A 23286-nucleotide genomic window follows, 5' to 3' on the forward strand; every position below is an offset into this window, starting at 1 on the left:
TCAGGCGGCCTCGTCCGGGGAGAGCAGACCTTCGGCCACCAGCCTTTCGGCCCAGCCCTGCGGACCGTCGAAATGGTGGGTCTGCCAACCACGGCCACGGGCGGTTTCGATGTTGTCGATCCGGTCGTCTGTGAACAGCAGCGTCTCGGGCGGCAGGCCGCAATCCTGTTCGACCATCTGGTAGATCGGGGCATGCGGTTTCACCATCTTCATCCGCCCCGAGACATAATGCCGGTCGAACTCGTTCAGGAACGGATAGACGGTGGTCGCATAGTCGAAATTCTGCACCCCGAAATTGGTCAGCGCAAAGACCGGCACGCCCTTGGCTCGCAGCGCGCGCTGCAGCCGGACCGAATGCGGGATCTCGGGCGCGGCCAGTTCGATCCAGTTGTCGTGCCACATGCGGATCTCATTGCGCCATTCGGGGTATTTTTCGGCCCAGGCATAGATCGTTTCGGTGAAGTGATGCCCCTGATCGACCAAGTCGTTCATGTCGTGCAGGTCGACGGTCGAGAACATTTCACGCCGCCGGTCCTCGCCGATCACGCGGTCATAATACCGCTCGGGCTGCCATTCGATCAGAACGTTGCCGATGTCAAAAACGACCGCTTCTACGGGCATGGGATTTCCTGTTCGCTTGTGTTGCGTTCGGGGCCGACTGAACCAACCCGCCGGGCGGGATGCAAGGCCAATCTCAGGCCCGCAGGGCGGCGCGCGTCTCGCGCTCGAGCGCGTCCAGAAACCGCGACCGGTCGGCCTTGGAAAACGGTTTGCCACCGCCCCCGGTGCCCAGCGGATTGGCGGCGCGCAGGTCCGCCATCAGATCGCGCATCGCCAGTTGCTGGCCGATATTGGCGGCGGTGAAGGCCTCGCCATTGGGGCGCAGCACCCGCGCGCCGGCCTCGACGCATTTGGCGGCCAACGGGATGTCCGAGGTGATGACGATGTCGCCCGGGCCACTCCGCTCGGCGATCCACTTGTCGGCCTCGTCCGCGCCTTGCGCAACGGTCACGATCTGAACCAGCGGGTTGGCCGAGGGGCGCAGCCCGCCATTTGCGACCACGACCATCGGCACCTTGTGCCGTGTGGCGACGCGTTCGGCCTCGGCCTTCACCGGGCAGGCGTCGCCATCGACATACAGGGTCGTCACGCCTGCTTGGCCTTCTTGGGCGCCAACTTCGCTGGCTCGGGCGCATCGGATTTGCGCACCTTGAACTCGTCCGGGATCGGCATCCGGTTGAAGGCGTCGAGCCCGGCGATCTTGTAGGCCTCAGCCAGGGTCGGATAGTTGAAGGTGTTCTGCACGAAATAGTCCACCGTGCCCTTCAGGTTCAGCACCGCCTGGGCGATGTGGATCAGCTCGGTCGCGCCTTCGCCGACGATCTGCACGCCCAGCACCCGGCGGGTTTTAAGCGAGAACAGCATCTTCAGCATCCCGTGCTCGAGCCCCATGATATGCCCGCGAGAGGTCTCGCGGAACCGGGCCACGCCCACCTCGTAGGGAATGCCACGTTCCTGCAGCTCTTCCTCGGACATGCCGCAGGTCGAGATTTCGGGCACCGAGTAGATGCCATAAGGGAACCAAGGGCTTTCGGGCAGGGTGGGGGTCTCGAGCGCGTGGCAGGCGGCCACGCGGCCCTGCTGCATCGACGTCGAGGCCAGCGATGGATGCCCGATCACGTCGCCGGTGGCATAGATATGCGGCACCGAGGTCTGATAGGTCTTGCGGTCCACCGAAATGCGGTTGCGGTGGTCGGTTTCGATCCCAACCGCACCCAGATTCAGCGCCGAGGTGTTGCCCATGCGGCCCGCCGCGAACAGCAGCATCTCGGCCCGAACATGGCGGCCGTTTGACATGGTGATCTCGACATGCTTGCCGGCGTCCTCGATCTTTTCCACGGCCGAGCCCAGCCGCAGGTCCACCCCGTTTTCGCGGATCTGGTGTGTGAATTCCTGGATCAGGGTCTTGTCGATGAAATCCAGGAAGGTCTCGCGCGGTTCGATCAGCGTCACCCGCACATCCAGCGCCGAGAACATCGTGGCATACTCGACCCCGATCACGCCCGCGCCGATCACGCAGAGCGAACGCGGAATCTCGGCCATTTCCAGGAACTCGTCGCCATCGACGATGGTCTTGCCGTTAAAGGGCACGTAATCGGGGCGATAGGTTTTCGTCCCGGTCGAGATCAGGAATTTCGCGGCCGTCAGGCGGGTGGTGTCGCCCGCATCGGCAGTGACCTCGATCTCGTGCGGGCCCACGAAACGGGCTACACCGTCCATGGTTTCAACGTGGTTGCGGTTGAACTGGTGTTCCAGCACGTCAACCTCATAGTCCAGCGTCATGTGCAGCCGGGCCTTGAGGTCCTCGGCGCGGATCTGGTCCTTGACCCGGTACGAACGGCCGTAAAAGCTGCGCTCGCGCCAGCCAGACAGGTTCAGCACCGTTTCGCGCAGGGTCTTCGACGGGATCGTGCCCGTGTGCACCGACACGCCGCCCAACCGGTCACGGCGGTCAACTACCAGAACCTTGCGTTTCAGCTTGCCCGCCTGAATCGCCGCCGCGCGGCCCGATGGACCCGAGCCGATGATGATCAGGTCATAGTCGTATTTGCTCATCCCTCAGTCTCCGTACAGGGCTTCGGCGTGGAAGGTGACGTGGTCCTCCATGAAGGTGGACACGAAAAAGTAGGAATGGTCATAGCCGGGCTGCAACCGGTTCGTGGCCTGTTGACGGCGCTCGGCGATGGCCTGTGCCAAGGCCTCGGGGCGCAGCAGGTCGATGAACTGGTCGTTGGTGCCGGTGTCGACCAGGATCGGGCCGTCAAAGCCCTTTTCCTTCATCATCAGAGTCGCGTCATGTTTGGCCCAGGCGGTCGGGTCATCGCCCAGATAGGCACTCAGCTGCTTGCGGCCCCAGTCGCTGGCCGTCGGGTTCGAGATCGGCGCAAAGGCCGAGACCGAGCGGAACCGGCCCGGCAGGTTCATCGCCAGCGTCAGCGCCCCGTGGCCGCCCATCGAATGGCCGGTGATGGCCTGCCGGTCGCCATCGATGGCGAAGTTTTCGACCAGCAGCGCGGGCAGCTCGTCAGCCACATAGTCCCACATGTTGAAATGCGGCGCCCAGGGGGCCTGAGTGGCGTTCACATAGAACCCGGCACCCTGGCCTAGGTCGTAATCCTCGTGATCGGCGACCCCTTCGCCGCGCGGCGAGGTGTCGGGAAAGACCAGTGCGATGCCTTGTTCGGCAGCCCAAGCCTGCGCGCCCGCCTTGACCATCGCGTTTTCATGGGTGCAGGTCAGGCCCGACAGATACCAAAGGACCGGAACCGGGCCGTCCTTGGCCTCGGCCGGCAGGAACAGGCCAAAGGTCATGTCGCACTGGCACGCCGCCGAGGCGTGGCGGTACACGCCCTGCACGCCACCGAAACAGGCGTTTTCGGAAAGGGTTTCCATCTGGCATCATCCTTACGTTGGGTTCGTGCCATGGCTAACGGGCGAAGGCCCCGGCGTAAAGTCCGGGCACCAATGTTCGCACGCATTTTGAAGTCGCCGCGTCAGAATGCGGCAACCCACGCGATGACCACCGGCACGGTCAGAATGCTGACAATGGTCGACAGCAGAATGGCGGCAGATGCCCGGTGCGGCGCCACCCCATAGTGGGCCGCCAGCATATAGACATTGCCGGCCACTGGCAGGGCGGCGGCGGAGATCGCCACCGCCGCGGCAAAAGGATCAGTCGGCAGCAGCCACAGCAGCACCACGGCCACACAGGCTGGGTGCACGGCCAGTTTGCAAAAGCTGAGCCACAGCGCGATCTGAACCCGCTCGGCTGATTTGGTGGCCAGCGAAGCGCCAATGGCAAACAGCGCGCCCGGCGTGGCGGCGCCACCCAGAATGGTCAGAAAATCGTTCAACGGGTCAGGCACCGGCATCTGCAGGGCCGACCAGATCAACCCGGCCGAGATCGAGACGATCATGGGGTTTTTCAGCAGCCCGACTCCGATGAGCCGCAGCGTCCCAACTGTCAGCTTTCCATCCCGCCCGCCGTTGATCAGGATCACGATCAGAGAGGAAAACACCACCAGATCGACCGTCAGAACCAGCATGACCGGCCCGATTGCGGCTTCGGAAAACAGCAGGGCCAACATTGGCAGACCCAAAAAGCCCACATTTCCGATGGCGGCGCATTGCGCCTCGACCGCGGCGGTGGGGATGTCGAGCCCGCGCAGATAGGCGACCAACGTGGCCAGCGCGTATACGCCCGCCGTGCCGATCAGATAGCCCAGCATCAGCCGCGCGTTGAAGATCTCGGCAAAGGGCAGCGTGGCGGCAAAGCGGAACAGCATCGCCGACAACGCGAAATAGAACACGAACTTGGTCAGATAGGCCGTGGCGTCTTCGGTGAAGAACCGGCTGCGCCCGGCCCAGTATCCCAGGCCGATGATCGCAAAGAAGGGCAGGGTGCGCAGAAAGATATCGACCATGCGCAGATTGGTAACATAGAATTACCACATCGCAAGCAGGGTCATCACCCGCTGCCGATCAATATCCCGGCTGCCAGCACCAGCGCTCCGCCCAAAACGACCTGAAAAGCGGCACGGAAGAACGGAGTTTCCATATAGCGATTCTGAATCCACGCGATCGCCCACAATTCGAAAAACACCACGATGAAGGCAATGATCGTGGCCGTCCAGAACTCCGGGATCAGATAGGGCAGGGCGTGGCCCAATCCGCCGACCGTGGTCATCACGCCGGACGCCAAACCCCGCTTGACCGGTGATCCACGGCCCGACAACTCGCCATCGTCCGATGCCGCTTCGGTGAAGCCCATGGAAATACCTGCGCCCACTGACGCTGCAAGGCCCACAAGAAAGGTCGTCCAAGGGTCGTGCGTGGCAAAGGCCGTCGCGAAGATCGGCGCCAAGGTCGACACCGACCCGTCCATCAGCCCGGCCAATCCCGGCTGGACCCAGGTCAGGATGAATTGCCGGTGTGAAATCACCTTTTCGGCTTCTTTTTCATCGTGATCCAGGTGAGCTTCTTCCAATTCGGCGGCCGCGGCTTGATGTCCCGCTTCGGCCGCAGCCAGGTCGCCCAGAAGTTTGCGTGTTGCTGCATCGGTCGTACGACCAGCAGCCGCCAGATAGAACCGTTCCGCGTCGCGCTCCATCATCTCGGCTTCTTCGCGGATTCGCTCGATTCCGAGATTCTCGACCAGCCAGATCGGACGGCGGGCGTAGTAACCGGCGACATGCTCGCGCCGGATCAGAGGGATCACCGGGCCGAACCGATCCTCGTGCAGAGCGATCAGGCGACGGCGGTGCTCGTCTTCCTCGGCAGCCATGCCATCGAAGATTTTGGCCGTCGCCGGATAGTCGGGGCGTAGCATTTCGGCATATGACCTATAGATCCGCGCGTCATCTTCCTCGGACGAAATCGCAAGTGCGATAACTTCCTGCTCGGTCAGATCCCTGAAGTGTTTGCGCTGAGTGAAAAACCGCATAGCCACCCTCGTTTTAGAATTATTCTAATCTACGCCGCGTAACGAAACTTTCAAGCCGAATTGAAAACCGTTGAAACTGAACTGACTGGTTTATAGATTTGTCGCAGCACCCAGCCAAGGAGACACCATGACCCAAGCCGCAACCATCGTGCGTACCGGACGGAAATTCGACCAGGTTCTGAACGGCGCCCGAGAGGTTTTCATGGCGGATGGGTTCGAAGGCGCCAGCGTCGATGACATCGCGCGTGCGGCGGGTGTGTCGAAGGCGACACTCTACAGCTATTTCCCGGACAAACGACTTCTGTTCTCCGAAGTGGCGCAGACCGAGTGTTGCCGCATGGCGGAAAACGTGCTGGCCATGATCGATGAAACCAAGCCGGTACGCGAGGCGTTGATGATCACCGCCACGCATCTGACCCGGTTTCTGGTATCGGATTTTGCGCAGCAGGTGTTCCGCATCTGCGTGGCCGAGCGTGACAGGTTCCCGGAATTGGGCAAGGCGTTCTACGAAGCCGGCCCCGCCAACGGTCAGCGCCAGATGGCCGAGTATCTGGAAAAAGCCGTGGCCAAAGGTGAGCTGGCGATTGACGACGTGCATTTTGCCGCCGAACAGTTCTCGGAATTGTGCAAGGTGCGCCTGTGGACGCTGGCGGCTTTGGGGATCCAAACCCGGTTCTCGGACGAGGAAATCGACGAAGTGGCCACCAACGCCGTTGACATGTTCATGGCGCGTTACGGCACTTGACGGACCGGCTCAGCCCGAAAGTCCAACCAGCGCCACGCCCCCCGCCATCAGGATGGCGGCCCCCAGCCTGCGCACCCAATAGCCTTCGTGCAGGAAGACGAACCCGATCAGGGCCGCAAAAATCACTGAGGTTTCCCGCAACGCCGAGACCGCCCCCAGCGGCGCGAAATTCTTGGCATAGAGCACCAGCCCATAAGCCAGCATCGACACGAAACCGCCCAGGATGCCGATCGCCCAGGTGCGCGCCGGAAGCTGTGTCAGAACCCGCCGCCGTCGCAGGCCCACGAAGCCGGCGATGAACAGGTGCAGAAACGCCCCCCAAGCCCAGTAGCTGACCGTGTTTCCAGACAGCCGCACCCCCATGCCGTCCACAACCGAATAGACCGAGATGCAAAGCCCGGTACCCACCGCAAACCCCAGCGCCGCGCCGCCGACGCCTTGCCGGAGCGAGCTCCAACTGCTGAGCTGGATGCCGAACGCGATAAGGCCGATGCCGATCCAGGCTTGCAGGGGCAGAACCTCATCCAGCAACAGATAGGCCCAAAGCGCCACCAGCGCCGGAACGATACCTCGGGCAATCGGGTAGACCACGCTGAGGTCGCCATGCTGATAGGCTTTGCCCAGCATGAAGTAATATCCGAAATGCACCACGGTGGACAAAAGGATGTAGACAAAGCTGTCGCCGCCCGGAAAGGGCAGGACAAGGATCATGACGCTGGCTGGGATCACATGCCCGAAGGCCACTAGGCCCAGAGTCGTCGTCCGGTCGCCCGCGGTTTTGACGATGGCGTTCCAGACGGCGTGCAGGATGGCAGCCGACAGAATGATCGCGACGACGAATGGGCTCACCGGCGGTCCTCAGGTGATGGGGCGGCCCCAAGAAGGGTCGGCCCGGCTGCAACTTTCTCGCACCGGGCTATCGCAAGGACAGCGTCGGTGGTCGAATCCGGTTACATCGGATTACCCGGCAGGCGCAAGGTTCCAAATTCTGGAACCGGAAACGCCCATTGTCGTGTTGTGGGTCTTACGCCGTTGCACGCCGTCCGGCGTCGATGCCGGCAATCTTGTCCAACAGATCGATGATTTCACTTGTTCCGCTACCGCTCCGCAGGTTGGTGAATACGAATGGACGATCGCCGCGCATCCGGGCCGCATCGCGCTGCATCACCGACAGGTCCGCTCCAACATGCGGAGCAAGATCGACCTTGTTGATGATCAGGATGTCAGAACGGGTGATCGCGGGGCCGCCCTTGCGGGGGATCTCTTCGCCCGCGGCCACGTCGATCACGTAGATCGTCACATCCGCCAGTTCCGGGCTGAAGGTGGCCGACAGGTTGTCACCGCCGGATTCGATCAGAACGATCTCGACCTCGGGGTGACGGCGCACCATCTCGGCCACAGCAGCCAGATTGATCGAGGCATCCTCTCGGATCGCGGTATGAGGACAACCTCCGGTTTCCACGCCGATCACCCGGTCCTGCGGCAGGATCTGCATGCGCATCAGCGCCTCGGCGTCTTCCTGCGTGTAGATGTCATTGGTAATCACCCCGATCGAATGGGTGTCGCGCAGCGCGCGGGCGAGGGCGGCGGTCAGGCTGGTCTTGCCCGCACCGACCGGGCCGCCGATGCCCACCCGCAGAGGGCCGTTCATGCTGCTCATGTGCGGAAAATCCTTGGTTGTTGGGTTTCATGTTGCATGGCCGCGATCTCGGCCAGAAAGGCGGTGCCGGACAGGGCCGACAGATCGGCCTGCACCGCTGCGTGCGCCTGAAGTGCGCACAAGGGCGCCATGTCTCGGACCACCCCTTGGGCAGCGGTCTGGCCCAGGGGCATCAGCCGCTGCGCGGCCGAAACAAGATTGCTGATGAGCGCATGCAGATACAGTCGCGCGGTCGGTTCCACCGGCAAACCGGCCTGGCGCGCCGCGCAGCCGACGGCGACGGGATAAGTCAGATCCGCCAGTTCGATGCCCCAGACTGCAGCCGTCACACCGCTGAAGGCCGCACCCTGTTGCGCGGCCTCGAATCTGCGCTCGAAGGGGCCGGCGAAGGCGCGGGCCATATCGTCAAGTTCGGCCACGGCCAGCTCGGATTTGGCGCGCCAAGCGGCGGTCAGAAATAGGGCATCCGACCATCCGGCACCGTGTTCCAGCACATCGTGCAGCCAGTCCCGCAGGCTGGCCGCATCGTGCACCGCGCCCGATTGAACCAGACGTTCCAGCCCGTGCGAATAGGCAAAAGCCCCCACCGGATAGGCGGGCGACAGCCATTGCGTCAGCGTAAGCAGATCAAAGTCAGTGGCTGTGGCCATGGGTCCGTCCGTGCCCATAGGCGCCGCCTTCGGGGCTGAAGGGCGCGCGGATGTCCTGGACCGTCGCGCCAAGCTTCAACAGCATGTCGCGGATCACATGGTCGCGGCGGATCACCAGCCGGTCGGGCTCGATCTGGCAGGGGGTGTGACGGTTGCCGATATGCCAGGCCAGCCGGGTCAGATCTGGGCCGGTGACCGCGAACAGATCCTCTTCGGCGGCGACCACCTCGATCAGGCGGCCATCGGCCAGTTCGAATGCGTCCCCCCCGTCCAGCGAGGTCGTCTGCGACAGATCCACCAGGAACTCCTCGTTCTGGGCGGTGCGCAGCATCCGGCGGCGCAGAAAGCGGTCTTCGTAGTTCAGCGTCACGGTGCCATGGGTTTCGTCCCACTGACCGTTGCGGCGGATTTTCTGTGATGTGGCAAGCATCGGGGGCGTCCCTTCTCAGAACAGGAAATAGCGTTGCGCCATGGGCAGGGTTTCGGCGGGCTGGCAGGTCAGCAATTCGCCGTCGGCGCGCACCTCGTAGGTTTCGGGGTTCACCTCGATCTCGGGCAGGGCATCGTTCAGCCGCAGATCACGCTTGCCGATCGCGCGGGTGTTGCGCACCGCAACGGTCTGCTTGGCCAGGCCCAGACGCGCGGCGATGCCGTCCTCTTGCGCGGCTTCCGACACGAAGGTCACCGCGCCCTGTTCGACCGAGCGGCCATAGGCCCCCCACATCGGCCGGGAATAGACCGGCTGAGGTGTGGGGATCGAGGCGTTCGGGTCGCCCATCTGCGCACAGGCGATGGTGCCGCCCAGCAGCACCATCTCGGGCTTCACGCCGAAAAAGGCGGGGTTCCACAGCACCAGATCGGCGCGTTTGCCCTCCTCGATGCTGCCGATATGGGTGCCGAGCCCGTGCGCGATGGCCGGGTTGATCGTGTATTTCGCGATATAACGGCGCACGCGGAAGTTGTCGTTTTCGCCCGTTTCTTCCGGCAGGCGCCCGCGTTGTTTCTTCATCTTGTCGGCGGTCTGCCAGGTGCGGATCAGAACCTCGCCCACGCGGCCCATCGCCTGGCTGTCGGAGGCGATGATGCTGAAGGCGCCCATGTCGTGCAGAATGTCCTCGGCCGCGATGGTCTCGCGCCGGATGCGGCTTTCGGCAAAGGCCACGTCCTCGGGGATGGATTTGTCGAGGTGATGGCAGACCATCAGCATGTCCAGATGCTCTTCGACCGTGTTCACGGTAAAAGGCCGGGTCGGGTTGGTCGAGGAGGGCAGCACATGCGCCTCGCCGCATATCTTGATGATGTCGGGGGCGTGGCCGCCGCCTGCGCCCTCGGTGTGGAAGGCGTGGATCGTGCGGCCTTTCATGGCGGCCACGGTGTTTTCGACGAACCCGCTTTCGTTCAGCGTGTCGGTGTGGATCATCACCTGCACGTCCATCTCATCGGCCACCGTCAGGCAGCAATCGATGGCTGCAGGGGTGGTGCCCCAGTCCTCGTGCAGTTTCAGGGCGCAGGCCCCGGCCAGGACCTGTTCGCGCAGGGCCGCCGGTTGCGAGGCGTTGCCCTTGCCCGCAAAGGCCAGGTTCATCGGAAAGGCGTCGGCCGCCTGCAGCATGCGCCCGATATGCCAGGGGCCGGGCGTACAGGTGGTGGCCAGCGTGCCATGCGCCGGGCCAGTGCCGCCGCCCAGCATGGTGGTCAGGCCGGAATGCAGCGCATCCTCGATCTGTTGCGGGCAGATAAAATGGATGTGGCTGTCGAACCCGCCGGCGGTCAGGATGCGGCCCTCGCCGGCGATGGCCTCGGTACCGGGGCCGACTATGATATCCACGCCGGGCTGCGTGTCGGGGTTGCCCGCCTTGCCGATCTTGGCGATGCGCCCGTCCTTGAGGCCCACATCCGCCTTGTAGATGCCCGTCCAGTCGACGATCAGCGCATTGGTGATGACGGTGTCCACCGCCCCTTCAGCGCGGGTGGCCTGAGACTGGCCCATGCCGTCGCGGATCACCTTGCCGCCGCCGAACTTGACCTCTTCGCCATAGGTGGTCAGGTCGCGCTCGACCTCGATGATCAGGTCAGTATCGGCCAGCCGCACCTTGTCACCCGTGGTGGGGCCGTACATCGCGGCATAGTCGGATCGCTTGATCTGGGCTGGCATCAGAGGTCCCCCATGACTGCGCCGTTAAACCCGAAGACGCGCCGCGCGCCGGCGATCGGGATCAGCTGCACCTCGCGCCTTTGGCCGGGCTCGAACCGCACGGCGGTTCCCGCGGCGATGTCCAGCCGCATGCCTTGGGCGGCGGCCCGGTCGAAATCCAGCGCCGGGTTGGTTTCGGCGAAATGATAGTGCGAGCCCACCTGCACGGGCCGGTCACCGGTATTGGCCACCATCAGGGTGATCGCCGTCGCGCCCGCGTTCAGCTCGATCTCGCCGGGGGCGGTGATGACCTCTCCGGGGATCATTTGCGCGCCTTCAGCCAGATCGCGACGCCGCCGATCGCCAGCAGCAGGACCAGCACCAGCCAGGTGCCCGAGTCATGCGGGTGCAGGTGCGGCCCGTCATGCGCCAGCGCGGGGGCGGCCATCATGGCGAAGGGCAGGGAAGCCAGGTTTCTCATCGTCATCTCCTTCAGCGGATGGGGTTGTGGACGGTGACCAGCTTGGTGCCGTCGGGGAACGTCGCCTCGACCTGCACCTCGTGGATCATCTCGGGGATGCCGTCCATGCACTGGTCGCGGGTGATGACCTGTGCGCCGGCCTCCATCATGTCGGCGACCGAGCGGCCGTCGCGGGCGCCCTCGACCACGGCATCGGTGATCAGCGCGATGGCCTCGGGGTAGTTCAGGCGCACGCCCCGGGCCAGGCGCTTGCGCGCCACCTCGGCGGCCATGGCGATCAGCAGTTTGTCTTTTTCACGCGGCGAGAGTTGCATGTCAGATCATCCAGGGTCTTGGTAGGGAGTTGCGGGTCAGCCGGTTCAGGATCGGCACAAGGGTCTGGCGCAGCGCGAAACCGTCGGGCGCCAGCAGGCGCATCAACAGCATTTCCTCACCCACAAGGCTGACGCCGCCGGTGTCAGGCAAGGCCGCGCGGATCGGGTCCAGATGCGCGGCGGCATCCGGCCGGATCAGTATCAGGCTGCTGAGTGCGCCGGCGCCGTCGCCAACGCCCGGCCGGGCCATTTCCGCCGCCAGATCACCGGTCAGACGCAGCGCGTCCAGATGGGCCACCCGGCCCGCGCGCCAGATTTCAATGCGGTCGTGGAAGTGGGCCGCGGTAATTCGCTCGCCCATTGCGGCGCGTCCGAAGATCAGCGATTCCACCAGCAGCAGGCCGGCGTCGGGGGCCAGATCGACACGCAGGCGGCGGTCGATCGCGCAACCATCAAAAAGGATCGTCTCCTGCGGCAGCCAGTTCAACTGGGCGCCTGCCGCCACGGTCAGATGTGTCCGAATACGGCCCGGAACTGCTCCGGACGCGCGATAGGCGCGCTCGGCGGCCTGCGTGGTCAGGGTCAGATGTGCATCTGGCTGAGCGGTGGCGGAAAGGTCAAAACTGTCTCCGCCGGTGACGCCGCCGGCGGTATTGACCAGAACGGCCTGGATGTCCGAGCCATCACGCCGAGGAAACAGCAGCTTCAGCGACCCTTGCTGGCGCAGGTCCTGCAACTCGGTCCGGCCAGCGCGGCCAACCACGGACACAACACCCCGCCCAACAGCACGTGGAGGCGTGGCGATCGCTTGCGCGGGAGTTATTGCGGACAAAGAGGTAATTGGTGGCTCCGGGCGAAAGGACTGTCGGATGCGAAAGCACCACAGCCTTTTCCTCGAGTCAGCGCAGCCCGGCAGAGGCAATTGGGCCAGAATACTCGTTCGCCCATTTCCTGGGCATTAATTCCCCTATCGCCTGAAAAATAAGCGCCACACCAATGCTCGTGATAATCGGCCCTCCGCCACAAATCAAAAGAAAAGGGCGGCCAGTCTGGCCGCCCGAGCCGGTGTCTGTCGCCGGTCAGAGCGTGATGCGGAAGGCCGCGAAACCGTCGGCCCCGTCGCCTGCGTCTTCCAGCGCCAAACCTTTGACGTCGCTGATGTAATCGCGCGCCTTGGGACCGGTTTCGAACAGAACCGTGGTGTCGCCCAGCGGTGCGAAGGACCAGTTGCCGTCGGCCTTGGGGTCGATCGTGCCTTGCTCGACGATATAGCGCACGATCACGTCGCGGTTGGTGTCGGGGGCCTCGAACACGATGGTGTCGCCCATCGCGCCCGGGAACGATCCGCCGCCCGAAGCGCGGTAGTTGTTGGTGGCGATGATGAACTCCATGTCGTCGGTCACCGGGGCACCGTTGAACTGCAGGTTCACGATGCGCGCCGCATCAGGGTTGACCTCTTCGCCCTTCGGCCCAAAACGCGAGGGCTGTGACAGGTCGATCTGGTAGGTCACGCCGTCGATCACGTCGAAATTGTAGGACGGGAATTCGGGGTTCAGCAGCAGCGCATCCTTGGCGCCCGACTCGATCTGGTTGAACATCCCGGCCGAACGCTCCAGCCAGCCGCGCAGTTGCGCGCCGTTCACCCGCACCGCGCGCACGGTGTTGGGATAGAGATACAGGTCGGCCACGTTCTTGATCGCCACATCGCCCACCGGCACGTCGGTATAGTATTCCGGGCCACCCCGGCCACCGGCCTTGAACGGCGCCGCGGCCGACAGGATCGGCAGACCCTCGTGCTCGGTGCCTTTCAGCATCTCCTCAACATACCATTTCTGCGCGATCGACACGATCTGGACCGAGGGATCATCGGCCACCAGCGCGAAATAGCTGTGCAGCGGGGCCGAGGTCTTGCCCACCGCGCGGCGCACATAGGCCAGCGTTTCCTCGTGGTCCCGCGCGACCGAGGCCAGCACCTTGGGGTCGTCCTCGACCAGCGCGGTGATCGAGCGATCTTCGTTGCGCTTCGAGATCGGCCGCGCCTCGGAGGTGGTGGTGACCACGCGCCATTCGTTGCCGTCGCGTTCCAGCAGCAGGTCGAGCACGCCCAGATGCGACCCCCAGAACCCGCCCATGACGGCCGGCTTGCCCATCAGCGTGCCCTTGTCCACGTCAACTCCGGCACGGTCGGCGAAGGTGGGCGAGGGGAAGACCAGGTGGTTGTGCCCGGTCACAAGCGCGTCGATGCCATCGACCCCGGCCAGCGGGACCGAGGCGTTCTCCATCCCGTCCGCGTGATCGGCCGCGCCGATGCCCGAATGCGACAGGGCCAGGATCAGATCGCAGCCTTGCTCTTTCATCTCGGGCACATAGGCCTTGGCGGTTTCGACGATGTCGCGGGCCTGCACGTTGCCTTCCAGGTGGCGGCGGTCCCAGTTCATGATCTGCGGCGGGGTGAAGCCGATGACGCCGATGCGGATCGGCTGCTTGCTGCCATCGCCCAGCTCGATCTCGCGATCAAGGATGACATAGGGCTGCACCAGCGTCTTGTCCGCGCGCGGGTTGGCGCCCTGTTCCTTGGCAATATTGGCCAGCACGATCGGGAACTGCGCCCCGGCCAGCGATTTTTCCAGAAAGCTCAGGCCATAGTTGAACTCGTGGTTGCCCAGCGTCGCGGCATCATAGCCCAACGTGTTGAACGCGTTGATGATCGGGTGGGTGTCGCCGTCGTTCATGCCACGCTCGTAAGCGATGTAGTCGCCCATCGGGTTGCCCTGAAGAAAGTCGCCATTGTCGACCAGCATCGCGTTGGTGGCCTCGGCCCGGATCTCGTTGATGATCGAGGCCGCGCGCGACAGGCCCACCGTATCGCGCGGCTTGTCGGCGTAGTAGTCATAGGGAAAGACGTGAACGTGAATGTCGGTCGTTTCCATGATCCGCAGATGCGCCTGGTTGCTTGCGGCGGCGGCGGAGAACGGGTGCAGGGAAACCATGGCGACGCCGGCCGTGGTGGTGGCCAGAAATTGACGCCGCGACATCGCGAATTTGCTGGATAGAGTCATGAGGCACCTCTCGAAATAAATTGGTCGACGCATCATCTGAACGTTTATGACGACAATGATGTGACAGCGCGGCCCGAGGGGATCACCCGGCGCGCCGATGGTTCAGACTGACCGCTTTTGACACCCGAGTAAAGCGTCCTCCCGGCCATTGACCCGCGCTTGGGCCGTGCGGCGCCCAATGTGCTGTTGTGCGGGCCCGGGCTAGGGAGCCCGGGCCGCGGCTTCAGTCCTTTTTCACGTCACCGGCAAACCGCGCGGCGTTCTCCCGCGCAAAGGCGCTGGCATCAGCCGAGGCATCCCAGAACTGCGGATTGGCCTTGGGAATGGTCAGCGCCTTCTGCACTGCGGGGCGGGCATCGATGCGGTCGAACCATGCGTTCAGATGCGGAAGGTCATCGACCTGAACCCGCGCCCAGACATAGGCCCGGGCCCATGGATACAGCATCATGTCCGCGATCGTATATTGCCCTGCCGCGATCCAGTCGCGCCCATTCAGGCGATCATTCATCACCTCCATTAGGCGGCGGCTTTCGTCCACGTAGCGGCGGATCGAGAACGGTTCGGTATGGCCATTGGGGGCAGCAATGTGCTGGAAATACATGGCCTGGCCCATCATCGGACCCACATGCCCGACCTGGAACAGCATCCACTGCATCACCTCGGACTGCTGCACCGGATCTGAGGGCAGGAACTGACCGTATTTCTGCGCTAGGTGCCACAGGATTGCGCCGCTTTCGAAAATCGCGCGACCTTCGGCCCGGTCCTCGATCACCGGTATCTTGCTGTTGGGGTTCAGCGACAAGAACGCGGGCGACTTTTGTTCCTGTTTGGAAAAGTCGATGGGCGTCAGGTCGTAGGGTACGCCTGCCTCTTCCAGGAAGATCACCGGTTTGTAGCCATTCATCGTGGCCGCGGTGTAGAGGTGAATGTCAGGCTGCGACATGCGCGATCTCCTCGAAATGCTCTTTCAGATGCGCGTCGAACCGCTGGAAATCCTGTTCGATCCGGGGGTTCTTCATCACGTCGAAGGCCGCGAAGGTGGGCAGGGGCTGCATCGCCAGAAACTTGGCGTTCAGGTGCATTGGCCACAGCAGGTCATCGACGCTGGCCCCGGCAAAGAACGGCTCGGCCGGGTTGTCGAACGCCTCGCGCGGGGCGTTGAAGGTGACCGACAGCATGTATTTCGTCCCGTGCAGCAGGCCACCGGTGCCGTAATTGGCCTTGGGCGCCTCGGCGGTCCGGCCGTCGCCGGCCAGCAGCCGGCCGTCCATGCCCGCGGTGTAGACCTCGTCGAGGTACTTTTTGAACACCCACGGTACACCCATCCAATTCACCGGAAACTGCATGATGACCACATCCGCCCAGACATGGGCGTCGATCTCGGCATTGATGTCGTATCCTTCGGCAACCGTGGTCACGCGCACCTCGTGGCCCATGCCGGTCAGCGCGTCCTGCGCCCGTTGCACCAGCGACGCATTCAGGCGGCCAGGTGCGAATTCATAAGGCTGCGTACCGTTCACGATCAGGATCTTGCTCATGTCCATATCCTTGGTTTTGAAACTGCTTGCCCCTTGACTTCGGTCGGGGTGAAACCGAACTTGAGAACAGTAGTGATGAATTGCAACCAGTTTACTTTTTGTAACCTGTGACTGGACTGGATAAGGTGATGCGTGCCCGTATCGAACAGGACGACCAAGGCAAGCGGCAAGCAGTGGATGCGTGCAGCGAACCATGCCCCATCGAGCGCGGCATGCGGATCATTGGTGGCAAGTGGACCGGGTCGATCCTGTGGCATCTCAAAGACGAGCCGGTACGATTCAATGACTTGGCCCGGATGATCGGTGGCGCCAGCAAAAAGATGATCGCCGAACGCTTGCGCCAATTGGAGCAACAGGGCCTGGTGCACCGCCAAGTGCTCGAAACCTCACCGGTTTCAGTGCAGTACTCCGTGACCGAACGTGGACGCACCGCGCTGGGTTTTCTGGACGAGCTGCGGAAGTGGAGCGAGACCTTGCCGGATACGCGCGCCTGATCCGTCAGCGGTCCTTCTGCAGCGGCCCCGTGGTTTCCCGTGCGATGAACCGGGCTGAAACTTCGGACACGATTACCGGCATATCAGGGTCTTTTATCCTGTCCAGCAGAGTGCGCGCGAGCTTGCGGCCCAACCGCTTTGGCGAAACCGCCATGGTACTGAGCGCGGGAATTGCGACCGAGGCATCCTCGGTATCGTCAAATCCAACAATCGAAACATCCCGCCCCGGCTGCAACCCAGCCCGCATCAGACCGAAACACGCCCCCAAAGCGACCATGTCCCCATTGCAGACCACCGCCGTGACCTCCGGATGGGCGTCGTGCAATTTCAGCATCTCCTGCATACCGGCGCGTTTGGTGTCAGGTGACGGCCAGACAATCGGCGGCCCCAAAGACAAGTCCTGCAGCGTGCGCTGATACCCGGATATGCGCTGCTTTCGAACGGGGTTCATGCCGATGCCGCCGAAGAATGCGATGTGCCTGTGCCCCAGTTCCGCCAGGTGATTGGTTGCGGTCGCGGTCGCTTCGGAATTTCTGATGCCCACATGATCAAAATCGGGGCTGACATGGCGCAGAAAGGTCACCGTGGGCAAACCATGCGTGCGCAGCAGTTGAAGAGTTTCGGCCGTGGTCTCCAGCGCAGGCACCCACAGCAGGCCGCCGCGCCCGTTGCGGATGAAATCCCGCAATTGCTTGCCCTGCCGGTCCGCGTCGTCGCGCGTGTCCAGGATCGAAACCAGATACCCCTCGGCCTCCAGCAACTCGACCGCGCCGCTGACCACTTCGGCGTTGAACGGGTTTGCGAACTGGTTCAGAACGAATCCGATTTCCCGGTTCTCGCCTGATCGCATCGACGCCGCCCGCGAGTCCGTGACATAGTGCAAGGCCTCGGCCGCCTGCAGCACTTTCTTACGGGTCTGCTCGGAAATCCGCCCAGTGCCGCGCATCACCTGGCTGACCGTCGGGATCGAGACTCCGGCGGCTTTGGCGACACTGGCGAGGGTGGGTTTGGCGGGCATTTCTCGGACTTCTGATATATCGTTGCATCATCAAAATGCCCAACTCACTAGGGCATTGCAACGAGCAATTCTCACAACTTACTAAAGTTCGGGCCAACCGATTGGAAAATATTCATTGACGGAAGATATATCGTTATACCATGCTAATGACATCGCCTGGGGTGAGTCGCCGCACGACAAGCACAGCAAACCGACCCCACCGGGCAGAACGGGCAAAAGGCCCAATCGAAACTCTGGGAGGAGTCCATGTCAATTCAATCCAAGCTGGTCGGTGCCGCATCCGGCCTTGTTCTGGCCCTGGTCACAAACGTGGCGCAGGCCGAGGTTCTGTTCTGGTCGACACAGGCCAAGCCGGTCGAAGAGGCGCAGGCCATGCGCGAACAGGTTCTTTCAGGCTTCGAGGGTGGCGTGGATTACCAGCCCAATGACGGCGGCCCCTGGCTGACGCGTCTGCAAGCCGAATTGCAGGCCGGCTCGGGCACGATCGGCGTTCTGGGCGCGCTGCATGGCGACTTCTCGGCCATGAACCCCGACGATCTGGTCGACCTGGATGATCTGGGCATCGCCTCGGCCTCGGACACGTTCAACGAACTGGCGACGCTGGGAGCAGGCAGCTTGCAATACATTCCCTGGATGCAGGCCAGCTATATCATGGCGGCCAACAAAGAGGCGCTGCAGTACTTGCCCGAAGGTGCCGACATCAATGCGCTGACCTATGACCAGCTGATCGAATGGGCCGCCAACGCCCATGAGGCAGCGGGCGAGCCGAAATTCGGCTTTCCGGCCGGGCCCAAGGGCCTGAAGCACCGCTTCTTCCAAGGCTATCTGTACCCGTCCTACACGAACGGCGTGGTGCGGACCTTTGCCAGCGACGATGCCGTGACCGCGTGGGAAAAATTCCGCGAGCTGTGGACGCATACCAACCCGGCCTCGACCAACTTCTCGTTTATGCAGGAACAGCTGTTGTCGGGCGATACTTGGATCGTGTTCGACCACACCTCGCGTCTGGCGCAGGCCTTCAACGAGCGGCCTGATGACTTCGTGGCCTTCCCGGCCCCGGCGGGCCCGACCGGGCGCGGCTTCATGCCGGTTCTGGCTGGTGTTGCGATCCCCAAAACCGCACCGGACATGGAAGCGTCCAAAGCTCTGGTCGCCTACATGATGAAGCCGGAAACCCAGATCGCCACGCTGCGCGCGACGAACTTCTTCCCGGTCGTCGCGGTTGATCTGCCCGACGACCTGCCGCCGGCTGTCAAGGCCGCAGGCGACGCGGTCGCCAAGATGAGTGGCTCGGCTGATGCCAACCCCGGGCTGCTGCCCGCGGGACTGGGCGACAAGGGCGGTGACTTCAATCGTGTTTATACCGATGCGTTCGAGCGGATCGTACTGGGTGGTCAGGACATCCGCACCGTGCTGGACGATCAGAAAGGCGCATTGGAGGCGATCATGCAAGAGACCGGCGCGCCCTGCTGGGCTCCGGATGCACCCTCGGACGGTCCGTGCCCCGTCGAATAAGGGTCTGACCTGATCCCGACACCGGGCTTGATGCAGGCCCGGTGTCCCCCCCCCCCCGAACTCTTTGCCCGAAACCACCGGAACTTCCGCAAGGAAAGGAGCGATCTGATGAACGCTCGAGTGTTGCCCTATGTGCTGATCCTGCCCGTGACGGCGTTTCTGTGCCTGTTCTTTCTGTATCCTTTCGTCCTGGTCGCCAAGCAGGCTTTCAACACCGGCGACGGATTCACGCTGGACAATTTCCGGCAGGTGGTCGGGTACTGGAAATTCCCGATCTCGCTGCAGAATACACTGCTGCTGGCGGCGGCGGTGGTTCCGGTGCAACTGGCGCTGGCGTTGCTGATGGCCACGGTGGTCAACAAGATGCAGCGAGGGCGCGACCTGGTGCTGTATGTCTGGACCATCCCACTGGGTATCTCGGATCTGGCCGCGGGCATCATCTGGCTGGCGATCTTCGAACAGTCGGGCTTCCTGAACTCCATGCTTTCTGGGCTGGGCGTAGTGGACCGGCCGGTGAATTTCCTCAGCTATCAGCACCCCGGCGTGGTGTTCCTGGCCATCGCCCTGGCCGAGATCTGGCGCGCCACGGCGATCATGCTGGTAATCCTGGTGGCGGGGATCGGTCTGATCCCCAAGGAATACTACGAGGCGGCCGAGGTCTTTGGCGCCTCGCCCTGGAAACGCTTCACCCGCATCACGCTGCCGCTGCTGCGCCCGTCGCTGCAGACGGCACTGGTGCTGCGCGTGATCCTGGCCTTCGAGGTCTTCGCCGTGGTGCTGGCCCTGGGCGGCACCCTTTTCCCCGTCCTCATGAGCGAAACCTACGCCTATCAATTCGACCTGCTTGACAGCGGCGCAGCGGCGGCGATGGCGCTGATCATCCTCGCCATCTCGATCGGGTTCACCCTGATCATCCTGCGCGCCCTGCGTGTCCCGAAAGGAGCCACGATATGACGACCGTCACGACCGATGTCGCCGCGCCCGATACGCGCCGGGCCGGACGCTATGTCTACATCGCCGCGGTGGTGCTACTGTGCGCCTGGGTGCTGGTGCCGCTGTATTTCCTGCTGATCAACACGCTGTCTTCGCCGGAAACGGTGAACAGCTTTCCCAAGCCCTTCATCCCCGAATTCGACCTGGGGAGCCTGGGGTTCTTTGCAGGCTTCGCGGGCATCCTGACCGCGCTCAAAAACTCGATCCTGGTGGCCGGGCTGACGATGATCATGTCGATCCTGATCGGCGCGCCGGCAGGCTATGCCCTGTCGCGGTTCGACTTTCGCGGGAAAGAGGTGTTCCGCCTGCTGATCCTGCTGACCCGCGCCTTTCCGCTCCCGCTGCTGGCACTGCCCTTGGCGGTGATGTTCATCCAGACCGGGCTGGATGACACGGTATTCGGCCTGTCGCTGGTGCACACCACATTGGCCATCCCGTTTGCGGTGCTGATCACGTTCTCGCTGTTTTCCGGCATCCCGCTGGAACTGGAAGAGGCCGCCTGGACGCTGGGCTGCACCCGGCTGACCGCCTTCACCAAGGTGGTGCTGCCGTTGATCCTGCCGGGGATCACGGCCTCGGCCATCTTCGCCTTCGTGATCTCGTGGAACGAGGTGTTCGCCGCCGCCGTCCTGACGATCGAGAACCGGACCCTGACGGCCTTTTTGCTGCAGAACCTCGACACCTCGCCGCTGCATCTGAAATTCGCGGGCGGTTTCATCCTTGTCGTTCCGGCACTGATCTTCATCTTCGCCGTGCGCAAATACCTGTTCGCCATGTGGGGCATCGCTAACCGCTGACAGCCCCAAGGAGTTGGAATAATGGCAGAAATTCAAATCAAGAATGTCGCGAAACGCTTTGGCAGCTACCAGGCGCTGCACGATATCAACCTGACCATCCAGGACCAGGAATTCATGGTTCTGCTGGGGGCCTCGGGCTGCGGCAAGACCACGCTGCTGCGGATCATCGCCGGGCTGGAGACCGCGACCGAGGGCGAGGTCTGGATCGGCGGGCGCCGGGTGGATCACCTGCCGCCCAAGGATCGGGGCATCGCCATGGTGTTCCAGAACTACGCGGTATTCCCGCATCTGACCGTGTTCGAAAACATCGGGTTCGGCCTGCGGATGCAGAAACTGCCCAATGACCAGGTCAAGCGCCGGGTCGAGCGCACGGCGGGCCTGATGCATATCGACCAGCTGCTGGGCCGCTATTCGGGCGAGTTGTCCGGCGGTCAGCGCCAGCGCGTCGCCGTGGCCCGCGCCCTGGCGATGGAGCCTGACGTGATCCTGATGGACGAGCCGCTGTCGAACCTGGACGCACTGCTGCGGATGGAGATGCGGGCCGAGCTCAAAGGCGTTCTGGCCGAAAGCAACACCACCGCCATCTATGTCACCCACGACCAGGTCGAAGCCATGAGCATGGCCGACCGGATCAGCGTGATGCATCAGGGCAAGATCGTTCAGGCGGCCTCGCCGATCGAGGTCTACCGCAACCCGGCGGCCGAGTTCGTGGCCGGATTCATCGGCAATCCGCCGATGAACTTCCTGCCCGCCACTCCGACCAGAGACGGCAAATGGACAGTCGCGGGCCAGATCCTCGACGGGCCGTCCCGGACCACGCCGCTACATTTCGCCATCCGCCCCGAGGATCTGCGCCCGGCCGACACGGGCCTGGCCGCCACGGTCAAGGTGGTCGAACCGTTGGGCGCGCACCTTCTGGTCACCTGCAGCGTGGATGGCGCCCTGTTCCGCGCGGTTCTGGACAGCGATCTGACCGTCCGCCGCGGCGACACCCTGACCCTGGCCCCGCAGCCCGACCGGGTGCGCTGGTTCGACCCCGAAACAACCCTGGCCGTGGCCTGAGGAGCGCGCAATGAAACAGGATCTGATCGAACAGGCCCGCGCCGTTCTGGCCCGAAACGACCGGGGCGACTACACGGTGCCCACCCACGGCCTCTATCCGTTCCAGTGGAACTGGGACAGCGCGCTCAGCGCCCTTGGGTTCTCGCATTTCGACGAGGCCCGCGCCTGGCGCGAGATTGAGACCTTGTTCCGGCATCAGTGGGATGACGGCATGGTGCCGCATATCATCTTCCACGAGATGAATGACGGCTATTTCCCGGGGCCGGATGTTTGGGCCACGGGCCGCGCGGTTCCGACCTCGGGTATCACGCAGCCAGCGGTGGCCGGGTTCGCCGTGCGCCGGATCCATGCGCGGGCCAAAAACCGGGCGCTGGCCGATGCGCAGGCCCGCGCCCTGCTGCCCAAGATCCACGCCTGGCATCAATGGTTCTATACCAACCGCGACCCACAGGGTACCGGTCTGGTCGCCATCATCCACCCGTGGGAGTCGGGGCGCGACAACTCGGTCGACTGGGACGCGGCGCTGGCCCGGGTCCCGACCGAGGGCGTGGCCCCGTTCCAGCGTCGCGACGTGGCCCATGCCAACCCGGCGCACAGGCCGACCGATGAGGAATACCGCCGCTATATCTGGCTGGTGCAACATTTCCGCGGCCTTGGCTGGGACAATTCCAAGCTCCATGACGCCTCGCCGTTCCGGGTCGTGGACCCGGGATTCAACGCGATCCTGATCCGCTCGTGCCTCGATCTTGCCGCGCTGGCCGACAACCTGGGCGAAGCCGAGATCGCCAGCGCCTCGCGCGCCTTTGCGCAGGCGGGCATCGCGGCGATGGACGCCCTTTGGAGTGAGACCCGCGGGCAATATCTGTGCTTTGATCGGGTCACCAGGGCGCTGATCGACAGCCCCTCGATCGGCGGGTTGTTGGCGGCGTTCTGTCCCATCCCCGAACACCGCGCGCAGGCCATCGCCCAGCGGTTGGACGCCATCGGAGCCGCAGTCCCGTATCTGGTGCCCAGCCACGACCCGGCGGCCCCTGAATTCGACGGACTAAGGTACTGGCGCGGGCCGGTCTGGCTGATCGTGAACTACATGATCGCCGATGGTCTGAAACGCGCGGGCCAGACCCGGATCGTGCAGCGGATCGTCGACGACAGCCTGCGCCTGATCGAGCAAAGCGGCTTTGCCGAGTATTACGACCCAGTCACTGCCGAACCCTGCGGCGGCAGCAGCTTTACCTGGACGGCCGCGATGGTGATCGAGATCCTGAACGCGGAAACCACCCCGGCATGAACGGCGCTGCACCGGTCCCCGCCCAATGGATACCG

General features: G+C 63.5%; 26 protein-coding genes. 7 read left to right on the top strand and 19 right to left on the bottom strand.

The features are described from left to right. The 6 genes from ACR0DA_RS13595 to mbfA all read right to left on the bottom strand — a co-directional run bounded on the left by ACR0DA_RS13595 (position 1) and on the right by mbfA (position 5503). A complete protein-coding gene (locus ACR0DA_RS13595; RefSeq protein ID WP_170448113.1) occupies positions 1-621 on the bottom strand; it encodes an HAD family hydrolase in 621 nt (206 codons plus the stop codon). A gap of 73 nt (positions 622-694) precedes the next feature. Beyond that, the gene (locus tag ACR0DA_RS13600; RefSeq protein ID WP_480754456.1) at positions 695-1150 is read right to left on the bottom strand and encodes a YaiI/YqxD family protein; all 456 of its coding nucleotides are present in this window, start codon (positions 1148-1150) and stop codon (positions 695-697) included. Further along, entirely contained in the window at positions 1147-2616 is a 1470-nt protein-coding gene (sthA, locus tag ACR0DA_RS13605) for a Si-specific NAD(P)(+) transhydrogenase (RefSeq protein ID WP_093963338.1), read from the bottom strand. Before sthA ends, ACR0DA_RS13600 begins: the two co-directional genes overlap by 4 nt. Before the next feature lie 3 nt (positions 2617-2619). Then, positions 2620-3453: an S-formylglutathione hydrolase gene (gene fghA / locus ACR0DA_RS13610; RefSeq protein WP_170391507.1), complete on the bottom strand. Its 834-nt coding sequence runs from the start codon at positions 3451-3453 to the stop codon at positions 2620-2622. Between the two features lie 101 nt (positions 3454-3554). Next, positions 3555-4484: an AEC family transporter gene (locus ACR0DA_RS13615; RefSeq protein ID WP_170371717.1), complete on the bottom strand. Its 930-nt coding sequence runs from the start codon at positions 4482-4484 to the stop codon at positions 3555-3557. Positions 4485-4528: 44 nt separating this feature from the next. After that, complete coding sequence (mbfA, locus tag ACR0DA_RS13620) at positions 4529-5503, bottom strand: iron exporter MbfA (RefSeq protein WP_170365821.1); 975 nt, start codon at positions 5501-5503, stop codon at positions 4529-4531. 127 nt (positions 5504-5630) lie between these two features. Between mbfA and ACR0DA_RS13625 the strand changes: the two genes are divergently transcribed. Then, complete coding sequence (locus tag ACR0DA_RS13625) at positions 5631-6248, top strand: TetR/AcrR family transcriptional regulator (RefSeq protein WP_170435732.1); 618 nt, start codon at positions 5631-5633, stop codon at positions 6246-6248. Between the two features lie 9 nt (positions 6249-6257). Here ACR0DA_RS13625 and ACR0DA_RS13630 read toward each other — a convergent pair whose 3' ends face one another. From ACR0DA_RS13630 to ACR0DA_RS13685, 12 genes are all read right to left on the bottom strand, one after another. Further along, on the bottom strand, positions 6258-7097 hold the full coding sequence (locus ACR0DA_RS13630; RefSeq protein ID WP_480754459.1) for an EamA family transporter: 840 nt from the start codon (positions 7095-7097) through the stop codon (positions 6258-6260). 175 nt (positions 7098-7272) lie between these two features. Further along, on the bottom strand, positions 7273-7908 hold the full coding sequence (gene ureG / locus ACR0DA_RS13635; RefSeq protein ID WP_480754461.1) for an urease accessory protein UreG: 636 nt from the start codon (positions 7906-7908) through the stop codon (positions 7273-7275). Next, positions 7905-8558 (bottom strand): urease accessory protein UreF, encoded by a 654-nt coding sequence (locus ACR0DA_RS13640; protein ID WP_480754462.1) that lies wholly within the window; start codon positions 8556-8558, stop codon positions 7905-7907. Before ACR0DA_RS13640 ends, ureG begins: the two co-directional genes overlap by 4 nt. Then, on the bottom strand, positions 8542-8988 hold the full coding sequence (locus ACR0DA_RS13645) for an urease accessory protein UreE (protein ID WP_170509874.1): 447 nt from the start codon (positions 8986-8988) through the stop codon (positions 8542-8544). Before ACR0DA_RS13645 ends, ACR0DA_RS13640 begins: the two co-directional genes overlap by 17 nt. 15 nt (positions 8989-9003) lie before the next feature. Continuing rightward, positions 9004-10713 carry an urease subunit alpha gene (gene ureC / locus ACR0DA_RS13650; protein ID WP_480754464.1) on the bottom strand — a complete coding sequence of 570 codons (1710 nt, stop codon included), beginning with the start codon at positions 10711-10713 and terminating at the stop codon, positions 9004-9006. Further along, positions 10713-11018, bottom strand: a complete 306-nt coding sequence (locus ACR0DA_RS13655) for an urease subunit beta (RefSeq protein WP_480754466.1) — start codon at positions 11016-11018, stop codon at positions 10713-10715. The genes ureC and ACR0DA_RS13655 overlap by 1 nt, the downstream gene beginning before the upstream one ends. Beyond that, positions 11015-11173, bottom strand: a complete 159-nt coding sequence (locus ACR0DA_RS13660) for a hypothetical protein (protein ID WP_170341557.1) — start codon at positions 11171-11173, stop codon at positions 11015-11017. Before ACR0DA_RS13660 ends, ACR0DA_RS13655 begins: the two co-directional genes overlap by 4 nt. 11 nt (positions 11174-11184) lie before the next feature. Further along, complete coding sequence (locus tag ACR0DA_RS13665; protein WP_005976933.1) at positions 11185-11487, bottom strand: urease subunit gamma; 303 nt, start codon at positions 11485-11487, stop codon at positions 11185-11187. 1 nt (position 11488) lies between these two features. Further along, positions 11489-12250 (bottom strand): urease accessory protein UreD, encoded by a 762-nt coding sequence (locus ACR0DA_RS13670; RefSeq protein ID WP_480754467.1) that lies wholly within the window; start codon positions 12248-12250, stop codon positions 11489-11491. Between the two features lie 316 nt (positions 12251-12566). Then, complete coding sequence (locus ACR0DA_RS13675; RefSeq protein WP_480754468.1) at positions 12567-14546, bottom strand: bifunctional 2',3'-cyclic-nucleotide 2'-phosphodiesterase/3'-nucleotidase; 1980 nt, start codon at positions 14544-14546, stop codon at positions 12567-12569. A 223-nt stretch (positions 14547-14769) separates the two neighbouring features. After that, complete coding sequence (locus tag ACR0DA_RS13680) at positions 14770-15489, bottom strand: glutathione S-transferase family protein (RefSeq protein ID WP_480754471.1); 720 nt, start codon at positions 15487-15489, stop codon at positions 14770-14772. Beyond that, positions 15476-16084 (bottom strand): NAD(P)H-dependent oxidoreductase, encoded by a 609-nt coding sequence (locus ACR0DA_RS13685; RefSeq protein WP_170435746.1) that lies wholly within the window; start codon positions 16082-16084, stop codon positions 15476-15478. The genes ACR0DA_RS13680 and ACR0DA_RS13685 overlap by 14 nt, the downstream gene beginning before the upstream one ends. Positions 16085-16212: 128 nt before the next feature. Between ACR0DA_RS13685 and ACR0DA_RS13690 the strand changes: the two genes are divergently transcribed. Next, positions 16213-16578, top strand: coding sequence for a winged helix-turn-helix transcriptional regulator (locus ACR0DA_RS13690; protein ID WP_480754474.1), 366 nt, complete (start codon positions 16213-16215; stop codon positions 16576-16578). A 4-nt stretch (positions 16579-16582) separates the two neighbouring features. Here ACR0DA_RS13690 and ACR0DA_RS13695 read toward each other — a convergent pair whose 3' ends face one another. Beyond that, a complete protein-coding gene (locus tag ACR0DA_RS13695) occupies positions 16583-17596 on the bottom strand; it encodes a LacI family DNA-binding transcriptional regulator (RefSeq protein ID WP_480754475.1) in 1014 nt (337 codons plus the stop codon). A 246-nt stretch (positions 17597-17842) separates the two neighbouring features. Here ACR0DA_RS13695 and ACR0DA_RS13700 point away from each other — a divergent pair, with 246 nt between their 5' ends. The 5 genes from ACR0DA_RS13700 to ACR0DA_RS13720 all read left to right on the top strand — a co-directional run bounded on the left by ACR0DA_RS13700 (position 17843) and on the right by ACR0DA_RS13720 (position 23251). Next, positions 17843-19111 (top strand): ABC transporter substrate-binding protein, encoded by a 1269-nt coding sequence (locus ACR0DA_RS13700; RefSeq protein WP_170599930.1) that lies wholly within the window; start codon positions 17843-17845, stop codon positions 19109-19111. 108 nt (positions 19112-19219) lie between these two features. After that, positions 19220-20065: a carbohydrate ABC transporter permease gene (locus ACR0DA_RS13705; protein ID WP_480754477.1), complete on the top strand. Its 846-nt coding sequence runs from the start codon at positions 19220-19222 to the stop codon at positions 20063-20065. Further along, complete coding sequence (locus tag ACR0DA_RS13710; protein WP_170599929.1) at positions 20062-20901, top strand: carbohydrate ABC transporter permease; 840 nt, start codon at positions 20062-20064, stop codon at positions 20899-20901. The genes ACR0DA_RS13705 and ACR0DA_RS13710 overlap by 4 nt, the downstream gene beginning before the upstream one ends. Positions 20902-20922: 21 nt before the next feature. Continuing rightward, positions 20923-21963: an ABC transporter ATP-binding protein gene (locus tag ACR0DA_RS13715; protein ID WP_170599927.1), complete on the top strand. Its 1041-nt coding sequence runs from the start codon at positions 20923-20925 to the stop codon at positions 21961-21963. 10 nt (positions 21964-21973) lie between these two features. Further along, positions 21974-23251, top strand: coding sequence for an amylo-alpha-1,6-glucosidase (locus ACR0DA_RS13720; protein ID WP_480754479.1), 1278 nt, complete (start codon positions 21974-21976; stop codon positions 23249-23251). Positions 23252-23286: the final 35 nt, after the last annotated feature.

The sequence above is a fragment of the Ruegeria sp. CI8 genome (assembly GCF_056536865.1).